Consider the following 16,580-nt stretch of genomic DNA (forward strand, 5'->3'; position numbering starts at 1 on the left):
CACCCTATTCAAACCGCCACTTTACATATTTTATCGGCTTTCCTATACCCCGATGTATCCCTTCATAATGTGTCTGTATGGCAAGGTCCTCTTTGGTCAAACCATCCCGATCTATATCATCAGATTGTATCAGGATGTGCGCTCCGGCATATTCAGATAAGGTCTGCAAGCTATACGCGAAAAGTTCTGTACTGTCAGTCTTCAGATGGACCACACCACCGGGTTTGAGCAGTGATCGATAACGATCTAAAAACATAGGTGAGGTAAGTCTGCGATTGGCTTTGCTTTGTTTGAGGAAAGGGTCAGGAAAGGTGATCCAGATTTCACTCAGCTCAGCAGAAGCAAAATGATTGGTGAGCCATTCGATACGAATCCTTAAAAAAGCTGCATTAGCGATTTCTAGGGATAATGCTTTTTTAGCTCCCCGGTGCATGCGATTGCCTTTGACATCGATGCCTATAAAATTATGTGCTGGATGTGTTTGAGCGAGCGAGACGGTATACTCCCCTTTGCCGCAGGCCAGTTCTATGATCAAAGGATGATCATTGTGAAATACTTGCTCGCTCCAATGTCCCTTGATTTCTTTTGAAGAGCCATCAAACGTTTTGACCGTCGTGCTATTAGAGTCAACGCATTGAAATACATTCTCAAAGGTTTCTAACTCCGCAAAACGAAGCATTTTTTTTTTACGCGACATGTAGTCTAAGGATTAGTATTAAGGTGCAAAACTAATGAAAACCATGGCTCTATCCGTGATGGTTGGCCAAGGCTGATTTCAACTTTATCTGCTTTTAGAGTCCTTTTCTCCTAAAACCTTCCGGTTAAACTATTGTTAATCTAAACCATAAGTGAATCAATTGATTATACCTTGCTGTTAATTTTGTGTCCTATAAAAAAAATCATTTAAGTCCTATGAAGCTAAAATCGTCCATTTTGATATTTGTGGTGATGATCACAATGTTACTTTCGCGTATGTCTGGTCAAACAACTGTATCAGATACCAAATCAAGTGCTGCAAAAATAGTCTATGTGCCTTTCGACTTCACGGATGCAGCTGAAAAAGCTAAAAAATCTGTTGTTTACATCGAGACCAAATCAGGCATCTCTACTAGTAATCGAAAGCCAAACAGTCGCAGAATGCCTAGAGATCTTGAGGACTTATTTGATTTTGGCCAGTTGTTTGGGGGTGGAGGCATTGATATTCCGAGTGAAGGAAAAGGTTCGGGCGTGATCATTTCTTCCGATGGATATATAGTCACTAACAATCATGTGGTCAATGGAGCAGATGAGATCAATATCAAAACCTCTGATGATCGCAAATTTGTCGCTCAAAAAATTGGTGTAGATCCGAGTACCGATCTCGCTTTGCTTAAAATAGATGCCAATAACCTTACTCCGGCCGAATTTGGCAATAGTGATGCGGTCAAAGTAGGTGAATGGGTCCTGGCTGTAGGCAATCCTTTTGATCTTGAATTTACAGTGACTTCCGGTATTGTCAGCGCCAAAGGAAGAAACAAACTCAATATCATCAAGGATGCCAAACCAATAGAAGAATTTATTCAGACAGACGCTGCCGTCAATCCAGGTAACTCCGGCGGAGCTTTAGTAGATGTACAAGGCAGGCTCATAGGTATCAATACTGCGATATATTCCCCTAATGGAAGTTTTGCGGGGTATTCGTTTGCTATTCCAGTCAACCTCATGCAGCGTGTGATGAAAGAAATTAAAGAAAATGGCTCCCTGGAGCGGGTAGGTAGTCTTGGATTAGAAGTGCATGAGATTGATGCCACCCTTGCCAAAGAACAAAACCTTCCCAGCAATAAGGGATTGTTGATCAGTAGTGTTCAGGAAGGGAGTATTGCAGATTATGCTGGGTTGATCCCTGATGATATTATCCTATCTGTAGATGGCAAGGAGGTGAATTCGTTTGACCAATTGATCAGCCTAAGGGATGATTCCAGAGTAGGACAGACTCTACAGTTTAAAATCTTACGCGATGGCAATGTCAGGACCTTGCCTGTCAAACTACGCAAAAAAATATAAACATTCATTTTTCGCATAGCATTTAAGGTTTTCGTTTTTTCAAGCCCATCGGAATCTTCCGGTGGGCTTTTTTAATCTGATCTAAGGAATATTAATTCCGGATGTTCAATTAGAGATACTGCAGAGGGTTTTATTTATTTTTAAAATTTAAGAGATCTTTAATGATCAAAAACACAAGAAATTTAGTTAATATATAGTACAACAAATTTTTTACCCATGAAAAAGCACGCACTTAACCTAGGTAGTTTTATCCTCTTCTTTAGTATATTAATACCTTTTGCCCTGGACGCTCAATATTTTGGCAGGAATAAGCCCCATTATAAAACCTTTGATTACAAGCTTTACGAAACCCCCTATTTTAGTATCTACCACTACCTGGACAATAAGGAAGCACTGGATAGGATAGGACTATGGTCTGACCAATGGTACAAAATGCATCAAAAAATATTCAGGGATTCATTTTATACCAAAAATCCAATCATTTTATATAACGATCACGCAGACTTTCAGCAGACCAATGCCATCTCCGGCGAGATTGGTGTAGGTACCGGAGGTGTGACAGAAGCATTGCGAAATCGGGTTATTTTTCCTTTTACGATGACCAACCAGCAGACCTGGCATGTACTCGGACATGAGTTGGTGCATGCTTTTCAGTACGATGTAGTGATCAATGGCGATTCTTCTTCTATCAAGAATCTGCAGAATCTCCCTTTGTGGATGGTTGAAGGTCTGGCAGAATATTTGTCGCTGGGTAGAGTAGATCCTTTTACTGCCATGTGGATGAGAGATGCTGTGCTGCAAGGGGATGTGCCGGGATTTAAACAATTAGAAAATCCCCGATATTTCCCTTATCGCTATGGCCAGGCGTTTTGGGCATTCCTGGCAGGTATGTATGGAGATGATGTGATCAGACCCATGTTTGTCAATACCGCAATTTATGGCATAGAAACCGCAAGCGCCATTACCTTGGGTGTGACGGCTGATCAGTTGTCTGAGCGATTTCAAAATGCTTTAAGAACCTACTATGACCCATTTTTAGGTGACAAAAAAGAGAGATTGATTGGTAGAGAATTGGTATCTGCCAAAAATGGTGGTCGTATCAATGTATCACCGGTACTCAGCCCCAATGGTAAGTACATTATCTTCTTATCGGAGAAAGATTTATTTTCTACCGATCTATATCTGGCTGATGCAACCTCCGGCAAAATAATCCGCAAAGTACTGAGTACAACTAAAGAAGGTCATCTCGATGATCTCAATTACCTGGAGTCGAGTGGTACCTGGAGTTCTGACAGCAAACAATTTGCTACCATAGCCTATAAAAAAGGAGTGCATGCCCTCATCATCAAAGATGTGGCTAGTGGTCGTACCAAAGAAGAGATCCAGTTTAAAGAAGTGCCCGCTTTTGCTAACCCTGCCTGGAGTCCTGATGGTAAAAGCATTGTCTTCGCCGGCCTTGCGCAGGGCCAGACTGACCTTTATGAGTATGTGCTAAAATCTAAAAAACTCAAGAGACTGACCAACGATATATACAGTGAAATACAGCCTAACTGGTCTACTGACGGAAAGTCAATCGTATATGCGACAGACAAACTCAGCATGGATCGAGGTAGAAAACATGGTAAATACACTATGAACCTCGCTATCCTGAGCAAAGGAGCAGATGGTGAGTTGGCTTCAGGCACTACTAAAGATCTTGACTTTTTCTATGGGGCCAACAACCTCAATCCTGAGCACGACGATGATGGCAATATTTATTTTTTATCAGACAAAGACGGTTTTCGAAATATGTACCGCTACGAATTGTCTGACGATAAAGTCTACCAAATGACCGATTTTCTCTCTGGTATCAGTGGCATTACGGAATACTCTCCTGCGCTGACAGTATCCCGAAAAAAAGATAAAATAGTTTACTCTTACTATTCTAAAAACAGTTTTTCGATCTACTCTGCAGGTCAGGATCGATTTCTCAACAGGCCTGTCGTAGATGTCAATGCCATCGACATGGCTCCGGGTACTTTACCTATGACCAATCTGGGACAAAAAGATATTGTGGCAGACAATCTTTCCAAGGTAGACGGGTATACTCAGCTCCCACTCCCTGAAGATGCCTATAAACTTAAGTTTCAAGCCAAACCGGTTGTCAATAAATTTAAACTGGATTATATAGGAGGTAGTACCGGACTCGGAGTAGGTACCGGAAGTTTTGGCACCCGAACAGGTTTGGCCGGTGGTGTACAGATGTTGTTTTCAGATCTTTTTGGTAATCATCAGATTTATTCCACACTCGCACTCAATGGTGATATCTACGATTTTGGAGGTCAGGTGACCTATATCAATTCTAAACGAAAGATTGCATGGGGTACCACCCTCTCCCACATCCCTTTTCAGACCGGGGGTGTGAGTTATAGACTGGATACTTTAAATTTTAGCAATGGACAGTATGAAGTATTGCGTGAGGACCTGGACATCCTGAGGATCTTTGAAGACCAGATGGGGGTATTTGCACAATTTCCGCTATCGACTACCCGTAGGTTTGAGACCAGTTTGTCAGGCAATTACAGGTCTTTCAGACTGGATCGGTATCCTACATTTTATGATCCATACACCTACCAATATATAGATCAGGGTCGCAGAGAGCGCATCCCTTTAGAGACAGATGTCATTAATATAGGAGGATACCTGATCAAAAGGACAGGCTTCTTCAATACCGGCCTGGCCTATGTAGGTGATAATTCTAATTTTGGTATGGCTTCACCCATGTCTGGTCATCGATACAGGTTTGAAGTAGAGAAATATTTTAGTGGGTACAATTTTGCTGCAGCCACAGCTGATTACCGTAAGTATTGGTGGAAAAAACCAGTCAGCATCGCTGCAAGGGTGATGTATCATGGCCGATTCGGCGAAAGTGCCCGTGGATTTAGCCCTATCCTGGTGGGTAATATGGGTTTTGTACACGGATTTTATTATACCCAACTGGATAGATTGGCATCAGAGAATGGCATTGGATTTGAACAACTCAGTGGTCAAAAGCTTTTGATGGGCAATCTAGAGGTTAGGCTGCCATTTACGGGTCCTGAGCGGTTAGCTGTCATCAAATCAGGTTATTTGCTCTCTGAGCTCAGTGTTTTCCTTGATGGAGGCGTAGCTTATGATCAGTTTGGGCAGATCAGTTTCAGCAAGACTGGGGTCAATGATTTTACCTTCAAGAGATTTGTGGCATCTACTGGAGCTTCGCTCAGGGTCAACCTTTTCGGGGCGATCATTATAGAGCCGTATTATGCCTTCCCGCTACTCAAAGGCAGTAAAGGTGCTTTTGGTTTAAACCTGGTGCCTGGATGGTAATATGACTTGAAATCTATTTAGTCTCGCTATATTTATGTAGTGATACCAAAAGTGAAGATTTGTTGCATCAGCAGTGTGGCCGAAGCTAAGATGGCTATCAGGTACGGCGCTGCAGCTCTGGGTTTGGTCGGTCAAATGCCCAGTGGACCCGGGGTGATTTCTGACGAAATGATCCATCAGATTTCCAGCACAGTACCACCACCTATAGCCACCTTTTTATTGACGAGCCATACCAGTGCTGTCGCCATAGTCAACCATTATAGACAAGTGCATACCAATACCATTCAGATCGTCGATGCTCTTAGCGATGGAAGTTATGCCGATATCAGGGCAGCCCTGCCTTATGTAAAACTGGTCCAGGTAGTCCACGTTACAGGCGAATCCTCTATAGACGAATGTCAGCAAATAGCACCTTATGTGGATGCTATACTGCTCGATAGTGGCAATCCTAATCTAAAAATCAAAGAACTCGGTGGGACCGGAAGAGTGCATGACTGGAAGCTCAGTCGTCGCATCGTGGAATCTGTATCGGTACCGGTCTTTTTAGCCGGAGGGCTTAATGCTGACAATGTTCGTACTGCTATCCTTGAGGTGGGTCCTTTTGGGTTGGATCTATGCAGCGGAGTGAGGACGGATGGCAGGTTGGACGAGCGCAAGCTGGAACAGTTCTTTAAAAATTTGAATTGAACTTCTTTTATTATGAAATATACTTGGTTGCTTATTCATTTTGTCTGTATGACATCCTTACTCCAGGCACAATCACCTGATGAACAATATATACGTACCAAGCTCGGCCAGCAGGTAGCAGCGTGGAATCGTAGTGATGTGGAGGCCTATATGCAGTTTTATTGGCATAGTGATTCCTTGATGTATATCGGCAAATCAGGGATCACCTATGGTTGGCAGCAAACGCTGGATAATTATACAAAAAGATACCCTGATCCTGCCGCCATGGGTCATCTGACTGATAAAATTATTGTTATCAAACTCCTATCTCCAGATTATATGCAAGTCATTGGACAATGGCATCTCACCCGTAGTATCGGTGACATAGAGGGGTATTATACTCTATTGATCAGAAAAATATCCGGACATTGGTTGATCGTGCAGGATCATACCAGTTGATGGTTTATTTCAAAAACAAAACACAAGAATGAATAGATCAACGAATTTTTTAGGCCTTAATTTTTCTTTAGTGCCATCCTGGTCCACATTGCCCCGATAAAATCTATCAAGCCTATACCTATTAATATGGGAGAAGCCAGTTTAAGCAATACTAAGAGAACGAAAGCGACCAATACAAGGGACCTGACGATAACTGTCAATTTAAAAAATGCTGTATTGTTTTGGATCGCAGTTTGATGGTAATAAAAGCCTATAGCCAAAGCCAAGATACCGACCACCCTGATCCACACCTCATTGGTTTCAGGAAGTCCCAGCATGGAGAGAAATACATTAGGAATAAAAATCAAAGTGATACCGGTCAAGTATAGGTAAAAGGCGAAATAATACACTGATTTGGCTGCTTGAGTCATGATATTAAAGATTTAGGTAGGCTAAGTTAGGTAAACACAGTCGTCCATTCAAATCGATCCCCGTCAAACAGACCCTTATCGGTCATCTTCAAAGAAGGAATTACCGGGAGAGCCATAAATGACAAAGTCATAAAAGGTGCCCTCAATGGAGACTTAAGATCCGTCCTCACAAAATGGTCGATCAGGCTATAGGATTTGGCTACAGTATGGCCATCCAGGTTACTCATAATACCTGCTACAGGTAATTCCAGACCCAATACAAAACTCTGCAGACAAGCAGCAATCCCGCCTTTTTGTTCGATGACCTTATTGATCACCCGCGCGATAGAGGCATCGTCTACACCTACTGCTACTATATTATGTGAGTCATGCGCCACACAAGAAGCCATGGCGCCTGCTTTGAGTCCGAAACCCTGGACATACCCGATCGCAGGTCGGGCTTTGGCATATCGATTGACTACTACGATTTTGAGGATATCATGCCTGGCATCAGACACTGCGTACCCATCGAGGATATATGCTGCATGAGAGATCTTGTTAGTTATCAGTTGGCCATCCATCGCTTTTATCACCTGGAGTGTCGGTGATAAAGCCCGCTGATGCAGATCTTCTACGGCGACGGGTTGCGAATGGAATTGGTTGATGATATTGACAGGTTTGGTTGTAGTTAAGGATTTGCCGTCTTTGGCTACTAGGGTACCTCCGTAATACACTTCCAGTACTTTCATATCTTTTAAATCGTCTACGAGGATAAAATCGGCAGGATCACCTATTCGTACCATGCCTGATTTTAAAGGATAGTGCATCCGGGGATTGATACAGGCAATCTTTAATACATCGTATAAGTCAAAGCCGTCCTTGACAGCCCGGGATACGATCTGATCCATATGACCTTTCTGCAGATCATCCGGATGTTTGTCATCAGAGCAAAACATCAATTGGTCCGGGTATTCTGTTATGAGGGGAGCGAGTGCCTCGTAATTTTTTGCGGCGCTGCCTTCCCGGATGAGCACCTTCATACCCAGGGAGATTTTTTCCCTGGCTTCTTCATAGGTGAAACATTCGTGATCAGTCTCTATCCCGGCATCGCGATATTTTTTCAAATCTGACCCTCTGAGACCTGGTGCATGACCATCTACAGGTTTGCCGTATTTGCGGGCGGACTGGATCATTGATCGCAGTTCCTGATTGCCATGTATCACCCCTGGATAATTCATGACCTCTGATAAATAACCTATCCTTGGGTCCGCCAACAATCTATCTACCTCACTCGCATCCAATTTTGCGCCGGCAGTTTCAAAATCACTGGCTGGTACGCAGGAAGGAGCGCCAAAAAGTATCTCCATTGGAAGCGATTCAGCATGCTCTATCATGTAATATACCCCTTCGGTACCCATGACATTGGCGATCTCGTGCGGGTCAGAGACCGTGGCGAGGGTGCCAAAGGGCAATGCCATTTTGGCAAATTCACCCGGTACCAACATGGAGCTTTCTATATGAATATGCGCATCTACCCAACCTGGTAATATGAAGGGTCCTTTTTTTGAACGGGTCTTTTCGAAATGGACGATGCAGCCGTTTTGTATGGACATCACTACCCCATAGATATTTCGCCCGGTGATATCTACCAGCTGCCCTTGAATTTTATTGATGACATTCATACTAAACCGACTAGTTAAAACTATTAATATTTCATCCAATTTATGTTATTCTTTTTAATAAAACATTTTGAATGTTATGTGTAATACTCTTGTAATCAAATTTTTATCAGTACTGCCTCGTTATTCGACCCTAAACAGAGTGTAACTTTTTGGATTTCAATACAGTTACATTTTCAATTAGAAACGTAATTATTTTAACTTTGAATCTTTAAACTAACATCATGAAACGAATCATATTCATTGTATTCCTCGCTTTTGCCTGGACCTTTGCATCAGCTCAAAAGATTGCCATCATCGATATCACACAGGTATTGGAGAATCTTTCGGAGTACAAAAAAGCTCAGGATCAATTGGACAAAATTACTGCCACCTGGAAACAAGAAATCTCCGAATCAAGGGATAAGATCAAAGTAATGTACAATAAATACCAGGCTGAACAAGTGCTCTTGAGTGATGATCAGCGTAAAAATAAAGAAGAGGAGATCATGGCAAAAGAGAAGGAAGCCATGGAAATGCAGAAAGCAAAGTTTGGCCCTGAAGGTGCTTTATTTATGAAAAGACAGGAGCTCGTACAGCCCATTCAGGATAAAGTCTATAAAGCCATTCAGGAGTACGCTACAGCCAAAGGATATGACCTGATCCTTGATAAAGGAAGCTCCGCCGGGGTTATATTCTCCAATCCGGGAATGGACAAGACCTCAGATATTCTTAAAAAATTGGGAATTCAGTGATACATTTGCAGCCCAAATAAAAAAAATCTATATCCTAATTAAGTATTATTAAAATGAAATCAATGAAATTTTTGTTACTCGCTTCTTTTGTCCTTTTAGTGAGCCTTCCAGGTCAAGCTCAAAAGTTTGGTTATCTCAATTCCTCTCTTATCATGAGTGAAGTACCTGAAATAAAAGCAGCAGAATCTAATCTAAAAGCATATCAGGAGCAATTGTCCAAACAAGGTCAGCAAAAAGTAGAAGCGCTACAGGCTAAATACCAGGAATTGGCAAGAAAGGAAAAACAAGGCGAGATAGCTCCTAAAGCATTGCAAGAGCAAGCCGATAAACTCAAAATCGAAGAAGATGACCTGGCCAAATTGGAACAAGAGATGCAAAATCAACTGGCTCAGAAAAGAGAAGGTCTGTTACAACCTATTTTGGATAAAATCAACAAAGCCATACAGGATGTTGCCAAAGAAAATGCTTTTGCTTATATCTTCGATACCAGTGCAGGCATGTTATTGTACGCAGATGAATCGTCTGATGTGAGCCAATTGGTAAGAACCAAACTTGGATTACCCGCAGTAAGTACTACGGCCAATGCACCAAAGAAACAATAATAAAGTAAATTTGGAAGTTATAATCCAACCCAGTCTGTGTGTACTGGGTTTTTTGTTTTAGTTTAATGAATAATCAAATGACACTCGTAGAGCAGATCAACAATGATATAAAAGAGGCCATGAAAGCCAAGGACCCGGTGAGACTGCGAGGAGTCCGGGCTATAAAAGCTGCTATTTTATTGGCCAATACTGATGGATCTGGATTAGAAATGGACTTAGATCGGGAGATCAAATTATTGCAGAAGCTGGTCAAACAAAGACAAGATTCGCTTGCTATCTATGAAGCGCAGAACCGACCGGATCTGGCGCAGGTGGAAAAAGAAGAGATAGAAGTCATTCAAACCTACCTGCCAAGTCAAATGTCTCTGGAAGACCTGGAAACGTATATCAAAGACCTAATCACCACACATGGTGCTATTGGAATGAAAGACATGGGTAAAATCATGGGATTGGCCAACAAAGGACTTAGTGGCAAAGCAGATGGTAAGACCATTGCTGAGCTCGTAAAAAAAATGTTGACAGTATAACTCCATTGAATAAATTACCTTACATTTGATAAGAATTCGATTTTTAGTTCATTAGAGAAACTGGTTGAAAATAAGTACATAAATATTCATTAGCCACTCATTTTTAGTATGTTTCCTAATCTTATATAACCAAGACACACACGTTTTTCTTAACTCAGTAATCAATTTTTTTTTATTTAAATTTTTCTTAGAATGAATATTTATGTTGCAAACATCAGCTACAGCGCGTCTGATGATCAGCTTGAGGCCCTATTCGCCCAGTATGGAGCTGTAAAATCCGCCAAGATCATTATGGATCGTATGAGCGGCAGAAGCCGTGGATTTGGTTTCGTCGAAATGGACAATGACGATGAGGCTAAAAACGCTATCGCTGCCCTTAATGGTCAGACTTGGATGGAAAAGGAATTAAATGTAAACGAAGCTCGTCCCAAAGAAGACAGAGGCCCTAGACCTGGCGGCGGTGGAGGTGGCGGAGGATTCCGTCCTCGTCGTGAAGGTGGTTACGGCGGCGGCGGCGGTGGTGGCTACCGATCAGGTGGTGACCGTGGCGGCAGCGGCGGTGGCGGCGGCTACAGAGGTGGCAGCGGCGGTGGACGCGGTGGTAACGACCGAGGTGGATTCCGAGGTGGTGATCGCGACTTCAATAGGGATAGTGATTAATATTTGATATTTCATCTATAACTAATATTTAGGGGCTAGCTGACCATGTCAGTTAGCCCTTTCTGTTTTTAAGGAGCATTTTCTTAATGCCAATCAATTGTAATCCTGAACGAATCAATCGATTTAAATAGAATTTTGTCAAAGTTAAATAGGTCTAAGGATTCCAATTTAAGGTACATGGAAGTGTCTCTTAATCGCCTCAAAACTAATTTTCTAATCAGAAAATATTTTGCTGCAGTTTTTTGGTGTGTATCGTTTTTTGCAAATTGCTTTGCAAAACACCTATTTCTACCAAAACATACTTTAACTTTATTTCCTCATCAACCCAGTCACGAGGGTTTTAGCCAACTATTCATGAAACGATTATTTTTATTTTATTTAGGGATAACTATGATATCAACATTTTCCTGCAAGGATGGGGATCAGACGCAAGCATTGTTTGAACCCAGTATTTTTACCCCAATCAATAGTTTTACACAGGGTGCTGAAGGACCTGCTGTAGATATTGCCGGCAATCTATATGCCGTAAACTTTGAGCATGAAGGCAGCATCGGAAAAGTGACGCCCCAGGGGGAAGCCAGTGTGTTTATAGAATTGCCCAATGGCAGCATTGGCAATGGTATCCGGTTTGACAGCAAAGGAGACATGTACATAGCTGATTACACCAATCACAATATCCTGAAGGTCACGATGGCGGATCAACAGCTGACTGTCCATGCGCATGAACCTTCTATGAACCAACCCAATGATATCGCCATAGACAGTCATGATCGTATCTTTGCCAGTGATCCATCCTGGAAAGAAAGTACAGGCAATCTTTGGCGTATCAATATTGATGGTAGTGTGCATCTGCTCGAAAAAGATATGGGTACTACTAATGGCATTGAAGTCAGTCCTGATGAAAAAACACTCTATGTCAATGAATCTGTACAGCGTAAGGTCTGGGCCTATGACCTTTCTGACAGCGGTACGATCTCTAACAAACGGCTGCTGATCGAGTTTCCGGATTTCGGCATGGATGGTATGCGCTGTGATGCCAATGGCAATCTCTATATCACCCGACATGGTAAAGGAACCATCGTCAAAGTATCTCCAGCAGGGACTATATTAAAAGAAATCACACTCGGTGGAAAAAAACCCAGCAATATCGCTTTTGGCGGTCCGGATGGTCAGAGAGTATATATCACCCTGCAGGATACCAGGAATATTGAAACTTTTCTGGTGGATGCTCCAGGTAGATCATGGATCCTGAAAAGCAAAAAATAATTAAGCTGTCTTACACATAGTGTCATGGCTTTCGTGAAATAAAAGTTTTTAAATATGAATATGAAGCTGCCTTTAGTTTTGATCTTACTCATTGGGTTTGATTTGATCATGAGTACAACTTCTTCTGGTCAAAAAATATCTGGCTTATCTACAGTTAATAGTTTTCGGGTAGCTGTGGTCAAAAAAAATATCAGCCCATCCAGTCCCAAACAACTCCTTGGCTATGGTGCCCGACTATCGACAGGGATTCACGACAGCATCTACCACCGAATCATCGTACTGGACGATGGCAGCACTCAATTTTTTCTCATTTCGACGGAAGTCTGTCTCATGTCACCCTCAGAATACGATCATGTGGCGGGCATACTGCAAAAAAAACTAGGCATTCAGCCTGTCAATTTTTGGTGGTCTGTCACCCATACTCATTCAGCTCCTGAGGTAGGTGTACCCGGTCTTGCAGAAGCTTTTATGGGCGATCGATACAAACATCCGGTGGATACAGCATATACTGATTTTATCGAAAAATCCTTAATAGAAGGTATCCAGGAAGCTCGTCAAAAACTTGAGCCGGCCAGGTTGGGTGTCGGCTGGGGATATTCGCAAGCTAATATAAATCGGAGGGCGATCGATGTAGATGGACGAGCTTCTTTAGGGCTCAATCCAGATGGACCGGTAGACAGGCGTATAGGGTTGCTTCGTCTTGAAAAAGCTGATAGGAGCCCTCTGGCACTTATCGTCAATTATCCTATTCATGGTACTGTGCTGGGTCAGGAGAATGTGGAGATTAGTGGTGATGTCACCGGGATGGTAGCCAATTATGTGGAGCATCAGACAGGTGTACCTGTATTATTTATCAATGGTGCGGCGGGCAATCTTGCTCCTATTTACAGTGTGTATCCAAATCCCCGGGCCGGTCATCTGAGCCAATTCAGGGTCTTGCTTGGAGATAAAATTTTGGAGGCCAATAATAAACTGGCTGTCACCTCAGACTCAATAAAATTATTTACCGGCGCATTGACCGTAGAGGGGCCAAGAAAAGCTCAACTCGGCTGGCCCGCCTATCTGGATGCTTATAGCCATTCTGGTCAGAATGGAAATAATACAGTCAAGTTGCCCATTCGTTTTCTTAGAATTAATGAGGAAGTTGCTATCTGGTCAGCACCACTAGAACTATTTTGTGAAATCTCCAATGAAATAAGGGACAGATCACCTTTCCCTTATACTTTTTATTACGGGTATACCAATGGTTGGCTGGGTTATCTGCCTACAGAAAATGAGTGGAAGCATGGTGGCTATGAAGTAGAGGTCGTATCGCCCTTCACGCCATCGATGGGCAAGATTTTAACGGAGTCCGTGCTGGGGTATCTTCACGGTGAGATGCGCCGGTAAATCATAGCAATTCATTGACTGGATAGATTAGTCGCGATCATCTAACAACTCTGGTATCTTAGGGAGGTTAAATATATGTAATATCATCCTCTGGTATGGATATAAGGAAGACTTTAAAATTCAAGTAAAAAAGAATTAAATTCAAACCCTGAATATGGACTTGATAAGGAATATTTCATTGTTTTTCATTGCCTTGGTGATGATCGGTGCCTGTCGGCAAAGCGACCCCATAAATTATAGTACCCAGGTAAAACCCATCATCAATAATAAATGTATCGCCTGTCATGGGGGTGTAAAAAAACAAGGCGGCTTATCCTTTTTATTCGAAGAAGAAGCCAAAGCAAAACTCAAGTCAGGAAAGTATGCCATCGTGCCAGGCAAACCTCATCAAAGTGAAATGATCCGCAGACTCGGCCTGGAGGATCCTGAAATGCGAATGCCTTATAACCATAGTGCCTTACCCAAGGAAGAAATCAAGGTTCTGACAGAGTGGATCAGCCAGGGCGCTGTATGGGGTGAGCATTGGGCTTATCAAAGTATTCAAAAACCGGCCTTGCCAGATTCAAAAACTGATTGGCCCGGAAATGACCTGGACAGATTTGTACAAGCCAAAGCGGCCGCGATTGGATTAAAACAGGCTGCTGAAGCGAGTCCTGAAGTTTTGGCCCGAAGGTTGGCCCTCGATCTAATAGGTTTTCAGGGAGCAGACTCTGTCACCTCTACCTATGTACAAGCTCCTACTGATGCCAATTATGAGCGATTGGTCGATACGCTGCTATCTTCTCCACACTATGGCGAAAAATGGACTTCGATGTGGCTGGACCTGGCACGATATGCTGATACCAAAGGCTACGAAAAAGACGACAATAGGGTGATCTGGCGATACAGGGATTGGTTGATCCGGGCATTCAATGCGGATATGCCTTATGATCAATTTCTCACTGAACAACTGGCGGGAGACTTATTGCCCAATCCGACAGAAGACCAATACCTCGCAACAGCTTTTAATCGCAATACAATGACCAATGATGAGGGAGGTACAGACAACGAAGAGTTTAGGGTGGCCGCCGTGATCGACAGGGTCAATACTACCTGGGAGACTTTGATGTCTACTTCTTTTGCCTGCGTACAGTGTCATAGTCACCCATACGATCCTTTTCGCCATGAAGATTATTATAAGTTCATGGCTTATTTTAACAATACCAGGGATGTAGATACCTGGGCAGATTATCCTATCATCAGGCACTTAAATGAGGACCAGCAATCAAAGTTAAATTCTTTGCAAAGCACCTTGACAAAAAACCATACGCCAGAGTCGCAAGTACAGGAAATCGTACATTTCATCAAAACCCTGCAGCCATCGGTCAACGCTTTGGAGTCAAATAGTTTTGTCAATTGTGAATTGTATGACACCAAGTGGCTGTCTATGCGCAATCCTTCGTCTGCCAGGATACCTCATTTTCCTTTGGACAACCATGATGCTTTAATCTTCAATTACGAAAGGGCACTTAAAAAAGGACTAGTCCAATTCAGATTGGATAGCCTGCAGGGGCCCATTATCGGGTCATTTGAAGTCAAACCAAGTAAAGAAAGGGTGATGGTGGAGATTCCTTTAAAGCCGATACCCGGCATCCACGATATCTTCGTGACCTACTCCAGTACTGAGTATAAAAACCCCGATGAGACCTGCCTCATATTTGATTATTTTCATCCGACAAAAAAGTTTCCAACAGACGATCCTAAAATCAAAAAAGATTTCTGGGATCTGGTGAATGCACCCATACCCAATACACCCATCATGTTGGACAATACCCCTACCATGTTTCGTACGACCCGGATATTTGAGCGAGGCAACTGGTTGGCAAAAAAAGATACTGTTCACGAGGGATTGCCTGCTATATTTTCATCCATTACCAAAAATCCTCAAAATCGGCTTGAATTAGCTCAATGGATGACCTCCAAACAACATCCTCTGACCGCCCGCACTATTGTCAATAGGTTGTGGGAGCAAATCTGGGGTACCGGCCTAGTTGAGACTTTGGAGGATATGGGGAGCCAGGGAGCAACACCAACGCACCAGGAGCTATTAGACTATCTGAGCTGGAAGCTGATGAATGAAGATGGTTGGAGCCTAAAAAAATTATTAAAAGAGATGGTTATGAGTGAGACATATCGGCAAGACTCCCGCCTTGATAAAAATAGCATCGAATTGGATCCGACTAACAAATTTTTTGCCAGAGGCCCAAGAGTGCGATTGTCTGCAGAGCAGTTGAGAGATCAGGCACTTGCGGCCAGCGGTGTCATGAATGCCGAATTGTATGGCCCACCTGCTATGCCCTATCAGCCTGAGGGAGTCTGGCTCTCACCGTACAATGGAAAGTCCTGGAAGAAAAGTGAAGGCAACGGCCAATATCGAAGGGCAGTTTATACTTTTTGGAAAAGGACCAGTCCTTATCCCGGGATGTCCAATTTTGATGCGATGGGTAGGGAAGTATGTGCTTCCAGGCGAATAAGGACCAATACTCCGCTGCAGGCTTTGACCATATTAAATGACTCTGCTTACATCCAATTGGCTATGAAATTGGTCGAAAGAGTAGGGTGGCAAAACCCACCTGAAAATATTGCCCGGGCGTATCACCTGCTTACCGGGAAAACCATTGATGCCAATAAGGCAACTATCTTGAAAAATCTGTATGAAAAGTCTTTGCACATCTACACTCAAACTTCTGATGACGATGCAGCCGGAAAACAAGCCATGGTCCTTATCGCCAATGCACTGATGAACCTGGATGAAGTCATCACCAAAACATAATCTACGATG

At 42.8% G+C, this 16,580-nt stretch carries 14 protein-coding genes; 11 read left to right on the forward strand and 3 right to left on the reverse strand.

Annotation, left to right across the window (positions count from 1 at the left end; all coding sequences use genetic code 11):
- Positions 1-4: 4 nt before the first annotated feature.
- On the reverse strand, positions 5-697 hold the full coding sequence (gene trmB, locus IPJ09_16855; GenBank protein MBK7373077.1) for a tRNA (guanosine(46)-N7)-methyltransferase TrmB: 693 nt from the start codon (positions 695-697) through the stop codon (positions 5-7).
- Positions 698-912: 215 nt separating this feature from the next.
- Between trmB and IPJ09_16860 the strand changes: the two genes are divergently transcribed.
- The 4 genes from IPJ09_16860 to IPJ09_16875 all read left to right on the forward strand — a co-directional run bounded on the left by IPJ09_16860 (position 913) and on the right by IPJ09_16875 (position 6,513).
- Positions 913-2,043: a trypsin-like peptidase domain-containing protein gene (locus tag IPJ09_16860; protein ID MBK7373078.1), complete on the forward strand. Its 1,131-nt coding sequence runs from the start codon at positions 913-915 to the stop codon at positions 2,041-2,043.
- Between the two features lie 216 nt (positions 2,044-2,259).
- A complete protein-coding gene (locus tag IPJ09_16865) occupies positions 2,260-5,388 on the forward strand; it encodes a PD40 domain-containing protein (protein MBK7373079.1) in 3,129 nt (1,042 codons plus the stop codon).
- 39 nt (positions 5,389-5,427) lie between these two features.
- Complete coding sequence (locus IPJ09_16870; GenBank protein ID MBK7373080.1) at positions 5,428-6,075, forward strand: phosphoribosylanthranilate isomerase; 648 nt, start codon at positions 5,428-5,430, stop codon at positions 6,073-6,075.
- Positions 6,076-6,087: 12 nt separating this feature from the next.
- On the forward strand, positions 6,088-6,513 hold the full coding sequence (locus IPJ09_16875) for a DUF4440 domain-containing protein (GenBank protein ID MBK7373081.1): 426 nt from the start codon (positions 6,088-6,090) through the stop codon (positions 6,511-6,513).
- Between the two features lie 56 nt (positions 6,514-6,569).
- Here the strand turns inward: IPJ09_16875 and IPJ09_16880 are convergent, their stop codons facing one another.
- Both IPJ09_16880 and ade read right to left on the reverse strand, forming a co-directional pair.
- Complete coding sequence (locus tag IPJ09_16880) at positions 6,570-6,923, reverse strand: hypothetical protein (protein ID MBK7373082.1); 354 nt, start codon at positions 6,921-6,923, stop codon at positions 6,570-6,572.
- Between the two features lie 26 nt (positions 6,924-6,949).
- The gene (gene ade, locus IPJ09_16885) at positions 6,950-8,584 is read right to left on the reverse strand and encodes an adenine deaminase (protein ID MBK7373083.1); all 1,635 of its coding nucleotides are present in this window, start codon (positions 8,582-8,584) and stop codon (positions 6,950-6,952) included.
- 221 nt (positions 8,585-8,805) lie between these two features.
- Here ade and IPJ09_16890 point away from each other — a divergent pair, with 221 nt between their 5' ends.
- From IPJ09_16890 to IPJ09_16920, 7 genes are all read left to right on the forward strand, one after another.
- Complete coding sequence (locus IPJ09_16890; GenBank protein MBK7373084.1) at positions 8,806-9,315, forward strand: OmpH family outer membrane protein; 510 nt, start codon at positions 8,806-8,808, stop codon at positions 9,313-9,315.
- 62 nt (positions 9,316-9,377) lie between these two features.
- The gene (locus IPJ09_16895) at positions 9,378-9,917 is read left to right on the forward strand and encodes an OmpH family outer membrane protein (protein MBK7373085.1); all 540 of its coding nucleotides are present in this window, start codon (positions 9,378-9,380) and stop codon (positions 9,915-9,917) included.
- Between the two features lie 77 nt (positions 9,918-9,994).
- Positions 9,995-10,444 (forward strand): GatB/YqeY domain-containing protein, encoded by a 450-nt coding sequence (locus IPJ09_16900; protein MBK7373086.1) that lies wholly within the window; start codon positions 9,995-9,997, stop codon positions 10,442-10,444.
- A gap of 192 nt (positions 10,445-10,636) precedes the next feature.
- On the forward strand, positions 10,637-11,104 hold the full coding sequence (locus tag IPJ09_16905; protein ID MBK7373087.1) for an RNA-binding protein: 468 nt from the start codon (positions 10,637-10,639) through the stop codon (positions 11,102-11,104).
- Between the two features lie 354 nt (positions 11,105-11,458).
- Complete coding sequence (locus IPJ09_16910; GenBank protein ID MBK7373088.1) at positions 11,459-12,370, forward strand: SMP-30/gluconolactonase/LRE family protein; 912 nt, start codon at positions 11,459-11,461, stop codon at positions 12,368-12,370.
- Between the two features lie 108 nt (positions 12,371-12,478).
- A complete protein-coding gene (locus IPJ09_16915; GenBank protein ID MBK7373089.1) occupies positions 12,479-13,759 on the forward strand; it encodes a neutral/alkaline non-lysosomal ceramidase N-terminal domain-containing protein in 1,281 nt (426 codons plus the stop codon).
- Between the two features lie 154 nt (positions 13,760-13,913).
- Positions 13,914-16,571 carry a DUF1553 domain-containing protein gene (locus IPJ09_16920; protein MBK7373090.1) on the forward strand — a complete coding sequence of 886 codons (2,658 nt, stop codon included), beginning with the start codon at positions 13,914-13,916 and terminating at the stop codon, positions 16,569-16,571.
- Positions 16,572-16,580 lie beyond the last annotated feature (9 nt).

The organism is Saprospiraceae bacterium, assembly GCA_016709995.1.
GTDB lineage: Bacteria > Bacteroidota > Bacteroidia > Chitinophagales > Saprospiraceae > JADJLQ01.